Source organism: Candidatus Endomicrobiellum pyrsonymphae (assembly GCF_020328025.1).
Lineage (GTDB): Bacteria > Elusimicrobiota > Endomicrobiia > Endomicrobiales > Endomicrobiaceae > Endomicrobiellum > Endomicrobiellum pyrsonymphae.
The window spans coordinates 1-14,133 of sequence record NZ_JAIXMZ010000027.1; the positions used below are offsets into that span (position 1 = coordinate 1).

Consider the following 14,133-nt stretch of genomic DNA (forward strand, 5'->3'; position numbering starts at 1 on the left):
TGCGCATATGCATGCGCATATGCAAGCAGATGATGCGCCGACAAAACAGGCTGAGCAGGCTGCAAATGCGTAAAACCCGGCATTATAACATCCATATTTTCATCGGCTTTTTTAACAAGTGTTCTTTGAAAAATATTTACAAGGTTTTTAATATTTGTAATTTCTTGCTTTAAATAGATTCTTAAATCTGTGGCAACTTGATCGTTTCTACTTCTTGCGGTATGCATTTTACCACCAACAATACCAATTCTGCGTATAAGTTCTTTTTCAACAGCATAGTGAATATCTTCTTCCTTTGGAATACTCCAGCCTTTTCTTATGTCTTTCAGAACAGAAGTTAATCCTGAAATAATTTTCTTACCATCTGAAGCATTTATGATTTTAGTCTTTACTAACATTTTAGTATGAGCTATTGAGCCTATAATATCAGATTCCCCAAGTCTGCCATCAAAAGAAAAAGAACCTATAAATTGATCAAAATTTTGCATTGCCGTTCCTCCGTGCGCCTGTAGCATTATAATATAAAACTATGTACTAGACAAATCCTATTTTACGTCTTTATGCCTTATTAATCTTTTTTATCGTTGGCGGACCAAAACGAAATTGATATTGTAGCATTGCTTTTTGGTCAAATTGATAAGGCGATTTTTCGTTTTCATACCCGTAACTGCAATTTAAAAATAAATTTAAAAATAAATTATTTGCTAACTCATACCTCATTGCTACTTCGTGCTGCCAATCACGCCGCCAATCACGAAAACAAGTTGCCGAAAAACCAATAAGAATCTGGCTTGTAAGATTTTTTTCCAACGAAATTTTTGTTCCCGATAACAACGTTGCAATACTCGCATTTTTATTATCCAATCCAACATCGTAAGCCTCATCATAAGAAATTTTTAAGTTGTCTGCGAGCCCTATTTTGCGAAATATTACTTCTGTCAAAGGGATAGCAAACTTTTGCCCAAAAAGACGTAAAGTCTGTTGCTTCATTGCAAAATTGAAATGTCCTCCAGATTGCAAAGTAGTTATAAAATTGTCTTGCTCAACACCTAAATTTTTTTTAATAGCTTTACGCGAATCCACATTAGAGTTATCTTTAGAAACAACTTTTATAGTATCAGGATTAAACAGCTCAGACATCTTAGATCTATTAACTATTACTTCCATCTTTTCAGATTTGCCACCATTTTTTGATGGCATAGACGTTACCCCTGAAGCAGTTATATACACCTGCTTATCATCTATGATTTCTATTTTAGCCTTTGATATATCAAATCGTGCGCCAAGATGATCCACCATTATACCGCTTGAAGTTTCAATTATTCCATTGGTTTTAAGATTATCATATGTTCCATTAATATGTAAGTAACCGTTTATTAATGCTGAAATATAAGAATTTTGATATACTGTATTTTTTGCTGTTGCCAATTCTATATCAAACTCTGTAGTTTCCGGAATAAGGGAATCTTTATTATTTTCTGATCCGGGATATGTGAAGCGAGTGTTTTCGAGCCTAATTTTTCCTGAAATCTTAGGTTTTGTCGGAGTACCTTGCACTCTAATATCAAAACTTGGTTCTCCCGAAGAATAATCTTTCAACAGTGATTCAGACCTTATAAAACTCGATAGAGGAAGCTGTGGAATACGTAAAGAAATTCCTTTTTTATCAGTAACAAATCTTATGTCAAAATCTTCAATACTAAAATTTTTTAGCCTAGCTTGACCATAGGCATTTAGTTTCCCAACTCCGGATTTAAAACTAAATTTATCAATTTTAATCAATTTGTCAACAAGAGATATTTCAACATTTGCATCTTTAATTTTATTAAGATAATCGTTTGACTCAAAACCTCCACCTACAATAGAAAATTTGGCATTACCGCTGAGTTTTTCATAAGTACCCGTAAAAGATCCATTTAATGACATTTTCCCAGAATAAGGCTTAATATAACCATCTAGCAAATATTTTAAAATATTTAACTTAAAATCGCTGATTTCATAAACAACATTTACAGTCTCCTGTTCTATCTTATCACATAAAATTTTATCCAAATAAAAAGGAAAATCGCCGCGCACAAGAATACAGATCTCATTTCGTTTATACGCAGATGCTCTTTTTATATATGCGCGATTATCATGCAAATTCATTTCAAGATTAAAACTATCATAGGGAACGGACATCAAAGATCCGCTCGTTGAAATTATTGTCATATTTCCTTTTATATTATCAATCTTTCCCGACAAATTGACATTTATATCAGCATTGCCGTCGAGATAACCAGGTAAATTTAAAACATCAGTTATAAAATGCCAATCTATATTTGAACTTTTAATATCCAAATTTAAAAAATTTTTTGAAAAATCTGCAGATAAATTAAAGAATCTATTATCTTTTTCAATGTTTAATTTCCTGACAGATATAACGTCTTCGAAAACAATTAGACCAGACGCATTATATGCAACCGCTTCATCATCACGTTTAAAAAACTCCAATTTTCTATCTTTAATAGTGTAATTAAAACAAGACGGTGATAATCTGTATTTGTTTATCCATAAATTATTTAAGTCAATTTTTCCATTATATAAGGATCTATATTTTTCCTTTGTCATCTCGCCCTGTAATTTTACGCCTCCAAATATATCTATCGGACCAGCATGGACGTTAACCAAAAACACATCAAGTCCATATTTTTTGTTTTTAATATTAAAGAATCCGTTGTCAACCCTTATTTCACTATCAGAAATTTTTGCTGAAGCGTTGCTGATAGAAATGTTGTCGCTATTGATTTCAATATTAGATTTAACATCACTAAATTTAACTGTTTTAATATAGGCTGTCTTTGTATTTAAAATCATCTTACAGTTACATTTGCCATCTTTGACGGAGATTGTTCCTTTACCTGAAAAATTTCCCTGTAAAGACGTTTTAAATCCCACAAACGTGTTAATGATTTTTTCATCTAAATTATTAACTGTTAACAAAAATTCTTCACCATCTAAATACTTACCTCGCAATACAATATTCGAATTATCGACGGCAATTATACTCTTCTTAATATCTGCAACACCGTCAATATATTCCACGTCAGCTAATAATGAAAAAGGCAAAGCAAAATATTTACCATCCATCACAGAAGCTAAAATTTTTATATTTGGATTGCTTACTTCACCTGATAGTCGTATGGAAGAATTAAACAGTCCTGATATATTTGGGTAAACACCTTGAATATTTACATTCGTAAAATCAATATTCCCTAATAATTTATCCTCTTTAAAATTTGCAGACAATAAAGCTTTTATACCACTATCTGATTTTAAATCAGAGATTTCGAGTTTCTTCATAGAAGCGATTACATCTGCAGAAATGGTACCAAGAGGCACACCTGATACAAAAACTCCCGTACTTCTGATAACGCCATTAATTTCATTATTTTTGTCTATCTGCCCGTGAAATTCCGTATATCCGCTTATATTAGCCGCCCCAATGTTTATATTTTTTAGATTAACACAAATAGAAGAAATTGGATTTGCCTGTGCAAAACCAAGTATCCCTGTTATATTAGCCAAAATTTCATTTGAGTTATTTACAACAATAAAACGCTCTATATTTACTCTGCTAAGAGACATATTGCCTTTAGCTTCAAACTTTTTAAATTTGTTATTGTATAATGTCCCGTTGAAAGCTCTTATATCGAACTCTGTTAGCGAATCTTTTTCATATTTTACCCGTCCGTTTGCCATTCCTGAAATATTCCAATCAGAATGTCCGCATAAAAGCATCGCATTTGCAATGTCTATTCCAACAAACTTTAAATCCACTGAAATTATTTTTCGGTTTTTTAGAACAGAGTTGAAAGCAATTGAATTATCATCTTTGTAAAAATTCAAAACATACATGTCATTATTTCTGACTATGCTACCTACGATGTTTGTGCTATTCATATCTGAATTTCTAAAATTTTTACATGAAAAATCAATTTGTCCGTCAACTTCGTCTATACTACCAGAAATATTAACAACTCCTTTAGCGCTTCTATCAACAAAAGGAATTAACGGAATGTCTGAAATATTAACGTTTTTCATATCAGCTGAAATAGCGCCTGTTTTAATATCGCCTTTGACTATTCCTACAACTTTATTATTCACTACAAGTTTTCCCTCATATTTTCCACTGCTTGCGTAAACAATTTTCATTTTTTTATCCAATCCGTATATGCAAGATACATTATATATGCCATCGCTATTTTTTTCGCCTAACAAATTGAAAGTTCCTTTTTTGACACCAAAAACAATTAAATCTGCTATGCTTAATTCAAGTTTTCCAATATTATTTTGCCCTTTAAAATCTAATCGAAGATCCCCGCATAATCCCCTATTAATTTTTGAAATATCAATTCTTGACTTGGCTTGAGTGGTAATGCTATTTGATGAACAGTAAAATTTAAAATCTCCAAAATTTCCAGTTAAACTTATATTGTATTCACCTGAAGATTTAAAAAAAGAACACGTCGATCCGCTTAAACTAAATCCATTGTATTTTAATTTTTCTATTGTAATATTTTGCATTGTGTCAAAAGAGGCAAAATTAATTGTACCTTCTGCTTTTACCGATATATCCGCTTTATTTTTTGCATCAAAAAATAATGTTGTGTTAAAAAGATTTTCTGATGTCCTCGTAGATTGAGAATTAATTTTAATGGGAACATCCGCAATGTACAAAGTTGAATCTAAAATAATTTTATCATGATTTATGATTATGTTCGTACCAATAATTTTTGCAAGTTCATATTTTTTCTTGATTGTAGCCACATCTATATCAATTGTTATTTCTGAGTTTAGAAAACTAACAAAAGATAAAGATTTTGTTTTATTCGCTTTTAAACTAGAGGTAGCGCCTTGTTTTTTAGTGTCGGTATCCAAAAAAATTTCTAACTTTGATATCTTAACTTTACTTATACAATTTATAGGTGAAATAGTGTGAGTGAAAAATCTCAAAGGGGCGATTTTAAAAGTAACTTCATCAGCCGTTGCTACATTATCCATTTTCAAATTTTTCACAGTCAATTTAGAAGATGAAATATAAAAATTATCGAACTGTATGGTATATCCTGTTTTATAATGAATGTACTTTTGTATAATGGGCGCAAATATATGCGCTCTTGCACAGTATAAAAAAATCAGTACAATTAAAGAAATAAGCATATATTTCAGAAATCTACGCATATATTTGCACCTTCGTGTATTTTTTGAAGATTTGGAAGTTTTTTGACAAGCAGAATCCATAATTCTGCTTCTCTTTAATTATTTAATGGGTGTGCCGGTTAGTCTTGTAAGATTTTTAAATTCTTTTATAAGTTTTAGTGTAATTTTACCGGGCTTACCATCTGCAATTTGACGTGAATCAGCCGCTATTACAGGTATTACCTCGGCTGCCGTACCCGTTAAAAAACACTCGTCCGCAGTATAAACGTCATACGTACTTAGGCGTCCTTCTTTCACCTGAATCTTCAATTTATTCTTCGCAAGTTCCATAATTGCATCTCTAGTTATTCCAACTAATGCGCCTTCTGCCCCAGAAGGAGTATAAAGAATTTCGTTCTTAACAAGGAAAATATTGTCCCCTGTGCATTCAACCACATATCCTTCTGAATTTAACATTATAGCTTCCATAACTCCGCTTCTTATAGCTTCCATTTTAGCAAGTATATTGTTCAAATAGTTGAGCGATTTGACATTAGGACTCAAAGAATCTTGTCTTATTCTTCTAGTTGAAACAGTAACCACTTCCATACCATTTTCATAAAGCTCTTCAGAGTACATCGAAATATTATCCGCAATAACAACCACAGTTGGCGGCTTTTTACAATTTCTAGGATCAAGTCCCAAATCTCCGCACCCTCTTGTAATTATAAGTCTTATATATGCGTCAGAAAGTTTGTTTGCTAAAAGAGTTTTTATCACTGCTTTTTCTATATCTTTTTGCTGCATTGGAATTGTAAGATTAATAGCCTTTGCAGAAGCCAAAAGCCTGTCAAGATGTTCCTTTAATCTAAAAATTCGTCCGTTGTATGCTCTTATGCCTTCAAAAACACCATCTCCATATAAGAAACCGTGATCAAACACAGAAATTTTTGCATCCTCGTTTTCAACAAGCTTTCCATCAAGATAAATCTTCATACTGCTCTCCTTAATAAATTATTCTACCATCAGTCATTTGTCATTTTTATTATTTTGTCAGCTTTAGCCGCAAGATATTCATTGTGCGTAACAAGAATCAGCGTCGAGCCAGTTTCCTGGGCGTTTGCAAACAATAACTTCTCTATCTCAAGACCTGTAGTCCTGTCTAAATTACCGGTAGGTTCGTCTGCAAAAATTATTTTAGGATCATTAATTAACGCTCTTGCGAGCGCCGCTCTTTGCTGTTCTCCCCCGGATAGTTCGTTGGGGAAATAGTTCTGTCTATTCAGAAGCCCAACTTTCTTTAAAATATCTTGAGCCCGTTCAAATTTTGCATTCTTGTTATCCCACACAGGGATAAGAATATTTTCCAAAACGTTAAAATCAGGCATAAGATAATGGAATTGAAAAACAAACCCTATATTTTTTTTTCTCATATCGCACAAATACTTATCGTTCTCAGAAAAACAGTCAATATCATCTACATAAACCTTCCCTGATGTCGGTCTATCCATCAGTCCTAAAATATGAATTAATGTACTTTTACCCACACCTGACGGACCAGTCAAAGCAATCTTAAGTCCGGCGGGTATTTCAATTTGTATGTTTTTTAATACTTCGACATCGGGCGAGTTTTTTTTCTTATAATTTTTACTTAAATTTTCAGCTTTTATATTCATTATCCGTACCTTATTGCTTCAAAGGGATCAAGTTTTGAAACCTGATACGCCGGATAAATCCCTGCTATCATAGTGATAATAAACGCGCTTAAAGCAACCATCGCTATATCCGTAGGAATTATTGCGACAGGGAGTTTATCTACATAATAAACGCCTTGAGGCAGTTTAAATATATCAAAATATTTTAATACAGCGCTTACAGCCAGTCCTAGTACAATACCTAGAATAGTACCAATCAACCCAACAACAAGACCCTCATAAAAAAATACCTTAGCAATAGAAAATTTTGTGAAACCCATAGCTGACATTATGCCTATTTCTTTTGATTTTTGAACGCTTAAAAGCAACAGATTAGAAATAATATTAGATGCAGCGACAAGAATTATAAGTCCTAAAATAATAAACATCATAATTTTTTCAAGCTTAAGAGCGGAAAGAAGATTTTTGCTCATTTCAACCCAAGCTTTTGCCCTGTACGGATAAGATATTTTTTTTTGTAATTGTCCGGCAGTTGTAACAGCCGTATCAAAATTATTTGTATGAACATCAATACCAGTTGCAGCCTCAGGTATAGCAAACAATTTCTGTCCCTCATCCAAATCAATAAAACCAAGAGAAGAATCAAAATCATACATTCCGGATTGTATTAAAGCTGCAACAGTAAACTTATACATCTTAGGTATATTACCAAAACTGCCCGGAAACATTAAAATTACCTGATCCCCTGCGCTTGCATCAACGCTTTTGGCAAGCTCGCTTCCCAAAATAATCGCTCTTTCCCCAATCTTTTTATCATCAAAACCCATATCTGATATTGTTATTTGTTTTGAAAGGTTTAGAACGGCATTTTCTTTTGCATAATCTATTGCTTTTATTATTATGCCGGTTGAAGATGCGGACTCAAGACCTCTGATGACGCCTTGCTTATATATGAACGGAGAAGCGCTTATTACAGATTTATTTGTTTTGATTTTATTTTCAATTGAAATATAATCTTTAAATGATTCTCCGTCAATCCTTGTAACAACTATGTGCGACTGTATTCCCAAAATTTTACTTCTTATATCATTTTGAAAACCGCTCATGATTGCAAGCGTTATAACGAGAGCCGATACTCCCAAAGTAGTACTGCCTATAGCGATAAAAGTAGTAAGTAACGAAAAAAACCCTTTTTTTCTCGCTTTTAAATATCTCAGCGCTATAAAAAATTCAACAGGCATCATACTCATGAACTTTATTCGGACCTCATTGCAGGAAATGTTATAACTTCTCTAATGGACTCTACTTCGGTTAAAACCATGACGAGCCTGTCTATACCTATTCCTAAACCGCCAGTCGGAGGAAGACCTTGTTCAAGCGCAAAAATAAAATCTTCATCGTATGGCATCACTTCGTCGTCGCCTTTCTTTTTGGCTTCCATCTGCTGTGCGAATCTTATTTTTTGCAACTCGGGGTCATTGAGCTCGGAATAAGCATTGCCTATTTCCATTCCATTAATGTAAAGCTCAAAACGTTCAGCTATTTCAGGTCTATCAAATTTAACTTTTGAAAGCGGAGAATAAACCGCAGGATAATCTATAACAAAAGTAGGATCTTTTAAATTGGGTATAACTTTCTCATCAAAAAGCTGATCTAGAATCTTCTTATCGGTTGCATTTTTCGGCAAATCAAGATTTAAATGTTTTACTTGCTCAAACATTTTCCCACTTTCAACGTAAGGAAGCAATTCAAGTCCTGTATATTCTTTTATCAAATCAAACATTTTTGCTCTTCTAAATTCTAAATTTATAGAAGCCCCTATTTTCCCTGCTGCAGCCTTAATTAATGTCTCCGTAATATCCATCATGTCGTTATAATCTGAATAGGCTTGATAAAGCTCCAACATAGTAAATTCAGGATTATGGTTCTTATCTATGCCTTCATTTCTAAAATTTCTTCCTATTTCAAAAACTCTATCCATTCCGCCCACAACAAGACGCTTTAAAAAAAGTTCTGGCGCTATTCTTAAAAATAAATCTATATTCAAAGCATTGTGATGCGTTACAAAAGGTCTTGCATTTGCTCCTCCAGCGAGAGATTGTAGCATTGGTGTTTCTACTTCTATAAAACCAAGATCTTCCAACTTGTGTCTTATAGCAGAAATAATCATACTCCTCTTTATAAACACATCTTTTACATCGCTGTTTGCAATTAAATCTAGATATCTTTGTCTATATCTTGTTTCCGTATCTTTAAGTCCGTGCCACTTCTCAGGAAGAGATCTAAATGCTTTTGTGAGCATAGTCCAACTTTCAACCATTATGCTAAGTTCATTTGTTTTAGTTCTAAAAGGAATTCCATCTACAGCTATAATGTCGGAAGTATCAACCATATTTTTGAAAAGCTCATATTGGTCTGCCCCTACTTTATCCGCTCTGACATATATTTGAATTTTTGCATACCCATCTCTTATGTCTAAAAAAGCCACTTTACCCATATTTCTGTAAGTCATAACTCTTCCTGCAGCTTTAACTTTTACATCGACAACTTGTTCTTTTTCAAGATTAACAAACTCCCTTTGTATATCGGCATTGTTTTTATCTAAAGCATATTTTGCAGGATAAGGATTTATCCCAACGCTTACAAAATCTTTAGCTTTTTGCCTTCTCTGCTGAATGATCTGCTCGATAGGAGTTGACTGTTGTTCTTGTGATTGCTCCAGTTCTTTCTTTTCCATTTGCTACAATTCCTCTGCTATAGTTAAATCGCTTTAAGTTGCGCCGTATTGTAGTAAATTCACTTTTTTTAAAAATAAGTCGCTCTTCCTTAGCAACCTGCCCCCGAATGTTTTAATCGAGAGGTGGCGGGCGAAGCCTGACGGGACTTGAATATTTAAATTTAAATACCTTTAACTATGGCGCAACTTAAAGTGATTTGACTACATACGCGCAAGATTCACAACACGATTACAGCGCCGCTAACACAACCTGCGACTACACACGTCGGATTGTATCATTTTTTTGAAATACAGTCAAAGTAATGTAGAATATCGTAATATATTGCGTATTTTAGGAAATTTAAAGTAGTTGCGGATAATGAACGGTTGCCGTATATTAAACCGTTTATATCATATTCTTTCTAAACTGCTTATACTTATGCCGTTTAACAGAATAAAAAAAATTTTGGAAACCAAGTCTTCTGAAAGTATAAAAACCGGAAAGTATAATGAAATTACTGATATTTTTATTATGGACAGAGAAAAAATTGCTAAAGAAATAGAAATACTTGAAAAGGACAAGGAAAGTTTAAGTAAAATAATTGAACATTCACAAAACTCCTCAATCCGAGATTGCTTGTCATTTGTAATCTTAAATTCGTTCAATAAAATTGTTTACGCTTATGACAAGATCGGTAAAATACTAAAAAAAAGATTTTGAAAAAATGCTCACATACTTGAAATTTCGGAAAATCATGATTTGGGACAAGTCGTATCGAAAGCAAATGAAAATCAGGGCGCAATAATTCAATAACGACTCGAAGACTATGTAGCAATCTCCGCAATATCAATTGGAGACAACGACAAAATTGCAGGAACGATCATCAAAATAAAATAAACCTTGTTTTGTTTTTTGCTCAGCAGCAACTTTATTATCCTGCTTGTTTTCGTACTTTCCTTTCTGTTTTATTTTTGCTTCACCTTATATTTTCTCTTTGTTATGTCCTATCTTAACAGAAAATAATATTCTGTGAACCCAGACTGGATTTTGTCCCGCATATAAGCCCTTTTCTTCTCCATAAAATGCGTATTCAAGCGTACTACAATTTGTAACTATTCCACCGCCAATTGTAGGGTAACCTGAATTGCAACCCGCTCTTATAACAAATGAATTGTACTTATATTCAGCTCCTATATGCGTTTTTTTGAAAGGAGTCTCAATGAACGTCTCATTAGAATTTGCCAAATCCGTTAAGTCAAACACTAAAGCAAGTCTGTCATTTGTTTTCAAATATTTTCCCGGCCAATAATAGAACTTTTCAGGATAATATGCAACGCCTAAATTAAGCTCCGTATTTATTCTTGCGTTATATCCGCTTGCAGAATCCATCTTGTTTGAATTACCACGAAGGTTTTTATACTCTACGCTAGAATTATAAACACCGGCTATCATTAATCCAAAATTCCAGTGAGAATTAAGATGATATATCGCGCCGAAATCCACTCCAAAAGATGTTCCGTGGAAAAATTTTTCTTTTAAATCATATTTTGGTAATTCTCTCAATGAAATCTTATCTTGAGAAACATTTTTTAATCTGCACATATATTTAAAATTTGCGCCTAAAGATAACGCTCCCGGCATTCTTATCTTTTCAAGCGAACGAATTTTAAAGGCGACAGGAAGAATCCCGAGTACAGTCATTTCAGAATCATGCGATACAGAAGGTATCGGCGCGCCTCTGTTAAAATTTACATTCGTCTTTGCGTAAGAAAAAACGCCAAAACCAAAATTTAAATAGTTCTTTTTAATAGCTATAGGCTTTGTAATAAACAAAATATTTGGAATCGAAACAAAGACATAAGGATAAAAATCTAACACTTGATCCGATATTTTCTTAATAAGTTTGATTTGTTGTTCGTCATCAAGTTTATCAACAAAATGTAACATATCGCTTTTATGATTGGTATAAAAATTATAAGAATCTATTATTGCGGTACTTATAGCAATATCAAGAGAAAATGGTTGAATCAAAAAACTGTTTCTGTAAGTAATTCCAGCAGGATTATAAAAAAATGCATTGTCGTCGTCTGCAATAGCTGTAAAAGCGCCACCCATACTCATAGGGCGCAATCCTTTTTTCATCGCCCTATTTTCTAATTGCGATGCAAAAACTATCGAAGAAAAAAGCAACCCCAAAATTGTTAAAAACGTAATTTTATTCTTCATGGAGTCTTCTGATGTATTATCACAATATTATTATTTTACTTACATGCCCAACCATAAATCTGAATTATGAATGGTATTATTCAATTCCGATTTGAATCCTTCAATAATTGGGTCTTGGCTCTTATCTTTAATATTATTTAAACAATTCATAGCTTTCAAGGCTTTGGCTTTCATATTGTGTACCGCCGACTCAACTGCAGGACTAGCAGAAGATTTAGGAGGTAAATTACTGATATCAATAGGAAATGTACTACCAACGTATTGTTTCACTTCAGGATTTTTTGCAGCAGAAAATATGCCTTCTAGAGCATAAGCAGTTGCTCCATCGAGATTTGTACTAGTGTCTGTTGGCGGATTTTCACCTTCAAACAATTGAGGAAACATATTTTCATTGTTCACCAAGTTACTTAACGCTTCACCTGTTTTTGATATTTTTTCAGGAGAAAGCGCAGTAAAATCTAATGATAATCTCGAGGTTTTGTCAGTTATCATTTTTGTTACAGTATTTGTGATTTCTGAATCTAAAGTATCATGTATAACTGCTGAAGTATATCTCATCACCGCTTCTTTGTCACCGGGTCTTAGCTTCGCTGCAGCGAAATAATCTTTTGCAGCTTCAGCATAGTTTTGATTCCTCATTTCTGAGTCGGCATCTGATATTAAAGAGTCGTACGAACCACTACCGGAACGATGCGCCCAAGAAAAGATGTTGTTATTCTTACCACAACTTGATGTAAAAATAACAAGCAGACAACACAATACAGATCCAAACAAGCGTTTTGTCATCAAAAGCTCCTCTTAAATTAAAAGCCGTTGACAATTTTTATATTGATACAACTGCGCTACTTAAATTTTCGGGGGAATTTTGGCTGTTTTACGGAAAGCAATATTTGAGAACATATTGACCGAATAAAACAGACGAAATTCACCAAAAAGGACGCAGTCCGTAGGATTTTAGTTCAAAAATAGCGCGCTGCGCCGTTGAACTTCCTAGCAAGAGGAATGAGCTATTGCTTTGTCAGTCCGCCTCGCATTGCATCCATTTTTGAGCTAATGTAATGCGCCAATATAAAGTTAATTGACTATGAAATTAATTGCAATATGTCAAAATATAACTATAAAAATAGCCGGAAATATCAATAAAACCAATTATATAAGAATTTTTACAGAAATTTCATGAGCTTTCTTCTCAGCATACGAAAATCTTTCGTCCTTTAACAAAACGACTAAATGTTTTAAAGCGTCGACCATTTCTGTCATCGATTCAAGCGACATATTAATTGTTCTTACAAAAAAGCCAAGCTGTTCAACGTCGGTTTTACGAGCCGTTTCTGTTAAAGCTGACTGTTTATCGTCCCTCTAGCAAAAATTTTGATAAAACATTTTTAAATTCATCTGCCAAAGGACCATCAATTGCCTGTATAACTTTTCCGGCAACGCCATAAAAATCAAGACCGACATTAAGCATAATTGAAAGCAAATTCGCCATATCTGGAAGCTGTTTTGCTATAACCTATTTTCTCTTCTTCGATTGCTATTTAATTTTTAACAGTGGCAAAAAAGAAAAATCCCCAAAATAAAATCACAACAAAATATTTGAACTTATAAATGTAAAGGCAATCAACATTTTCGTGATTGTAGCAAATATTTATAAAGAAAAAAATTGATGCGGTTTAATTTTTTCATATTCTCCGCCAAGCGATTTTAAAACTATGCCAATTTTATCCATCAGGATTACAAATTTTTTATATTTTATGCGAGCTACAAATCTTCCGTTTTTTTTCAGCGCTATCCATTACAAAAGTAATTATAAAGCTTCCATCTTTTCTTCTCTCAACTGCATTTTGCACTTTACCGGCAATTTCAACATGTTTAATGTTTTCTAAAATACAAAAACATAGATGTTAAAATGCTAACGACTTAAAGATTACATGAGCAAGGCAAAAACGAACAGTTAAAAGAGCTTATAAGTCATCGTGAAGATCTTACGCAGAAAAATTGCTGCTCCAGCAGGTCTTGCTCCTTATGCCAATTATAGTGGCAAGATTAGCAAAAGGTGTAGAGCTTCTACATAGGTAGCCCTCTTGTTAAACGCATGTTCTTTGTCCGATTTTAGAGTTTTATGTTGGCTTGCTCATGTAATCTTTAAGTCGTTAGCATTTTAACATCTATGTTTTTGTATTTTAGAAAACATTAAACATGTTGAAATTGCCGGTAAAGTGCAAAATGCAGTTGAGAGAAGAAAAGATGGAAGCTTTATAATTACTTTTGTAATTATAAAACTTCCATCTTTTCTTCTCTCAACTGCATTTTGCACTTTACCGGCAATTTCAACATGTTTAATGTTTTCTAAA

11 protein-coding genes are annotated in these 14,133 nt (G+C 33.2%); 1 reads left to right on the top strand and 10 read right to left on the bottom strand.

Annotation, left to right across the window (positions count from 1 at the left end):
• The 6 genes from LE180_RS03390 to lysS all read right to left on the bottom strand — a co-directional run.
• Positions 1 to 488 (bottom strand): lyase family protein (locus LE180_RS03390; protein ID WP_374134068.1); only part of this gene is annotated, 488 nt, incomplete at its 3' end.
• Positions 489 to 558: 70 nt separating this feature from the next.
• The gene (locus tag LE180_RS03395) at positions 559 to 5,223 is read right to left on the bottom strand and encodes a translocation/assembly module TamB domain-containing protein (RefSeq protein ID WP_374134069.1); all 4,665 of its coding nucleotides are present in this window, start codon (positions 5,221 to 5,223) and stop codon (positions 559 to 561) included.
• A gap of 78 nt (positions 5,224 to 5,301) precedes the next feature.
• Positions 5,302 to 6,177 (bottom strand): branched-chain-amino-acid transaminase, encoded by an 876-nt coding sequence (gene ilvE / locus LE180_RS03400; RefSeq protein ID WP_374134070.1) that lies wholly within the window; start codon positions 6,175 to 6,177, stop codon positions 5,302 to 5,304.
• Between the two features lie 29 nt (positions 6,178 to 6,206).
• Positions 6,207 to 6,857, bottom strand: a complete 651-nt coding sequence (locus LE180_RS03405) for an ABC transporter ATP-binding protein (protein ID WP_374134071.1) — start codon at positions 6,855 to 6,857, stop codon at positions 6,207 to 6,209.
• A complete protein-coding gene (locus LE180_RS03410) occupies positions 6,857 to 8,080 on the bottom strand; it encodes an FtsX-like permease family protein (protein ID WP_374134072.1) in 1,224 nt (407 codons plus the stop codon). The genes LE180_RS03405 and LE180_RS03410 overlap by 1 nt, the downstream gene beginning before the upstream one ends.
• A gap of 11 nt (positions 8,081 to 8,091) precedes the next feature.
• Positions 8,092 to 9,573 (bottom strand): lysine--tRNA ligase, encoded by a 1,482-nt coding sequence (gene lysS / locus LE180_RS03415; protein WP_374134073.1) that lies wholly within the window; start codon positions 9,571 to 9,573, stop codon positions 8,092 to 8,094.
• Positions 9,574 to 9,931: 358 nt separating this feature from the next.
• Between lysS and LE180_RS03420 the strand changes: the two genes are divergently transcribed.
• Positions 9,932 to 10,273, top strand: a complete 342-nt coding sequence (locus LE180_RS03420; protein ID WP_374134074.1) for a hypothetical protein — start codon at positions 9,932 to 9,934, stop codon at positions 10,271 to 10,273.
• A gap of 261 nt (positions 10,274 to 10,534) precedes the next feature.
• Here the strand turns inward: LE180_RS03420 and traF are convergent, their stop codons facing one another.
• From traF to LE180_RS03440, 4 genes are all read right to left on the bottom strand, one after another.
• Positions 10,535 to 11,779 (bottom strand): conjugal transfer protein TraF, encoded by a 1,245-nt coding sequence (traF, locus tag LE180_RS03425; protein ID WP_374134075.1) that lies wholly within the window; start codon positions 11,777 to 11,779, stop codon positions 10,535 to 10,537.
• A gap of 39 nt (positions 11,780 to 11,818) precedes the next feature.
• Complete coding sequence (locus tag LE180_RS03430) at positions 11,819 to 12,565, bottom strand: hypothetical protein (protein ID WP_374134076.1); 747 nt, start codon at positions 12,563 to 12,565, stop codon at positions 11,819 to 11,821.
• 562 nt (positions 12,566 to 13,127) lie between these two features.
• Entirely contained in the window at positions 13,128 to 13,268 is a 141-nt protein-coding gene (locus tag LE180_RS03435) for a hypothetical protein (protein WP_374134077.1), read from the bottom strand.
• Positions 13,269 to 13,940: 672 nt separating this feature from the next.
• Positions 13,941 to 14,133, bottom strand: a 193-nt coding sequence (locus LE180_RS03440; RefSeq protein WP_374134078.1) for a hypothetical protein, incomplete at its 5' end; no start/stop codon positions are given.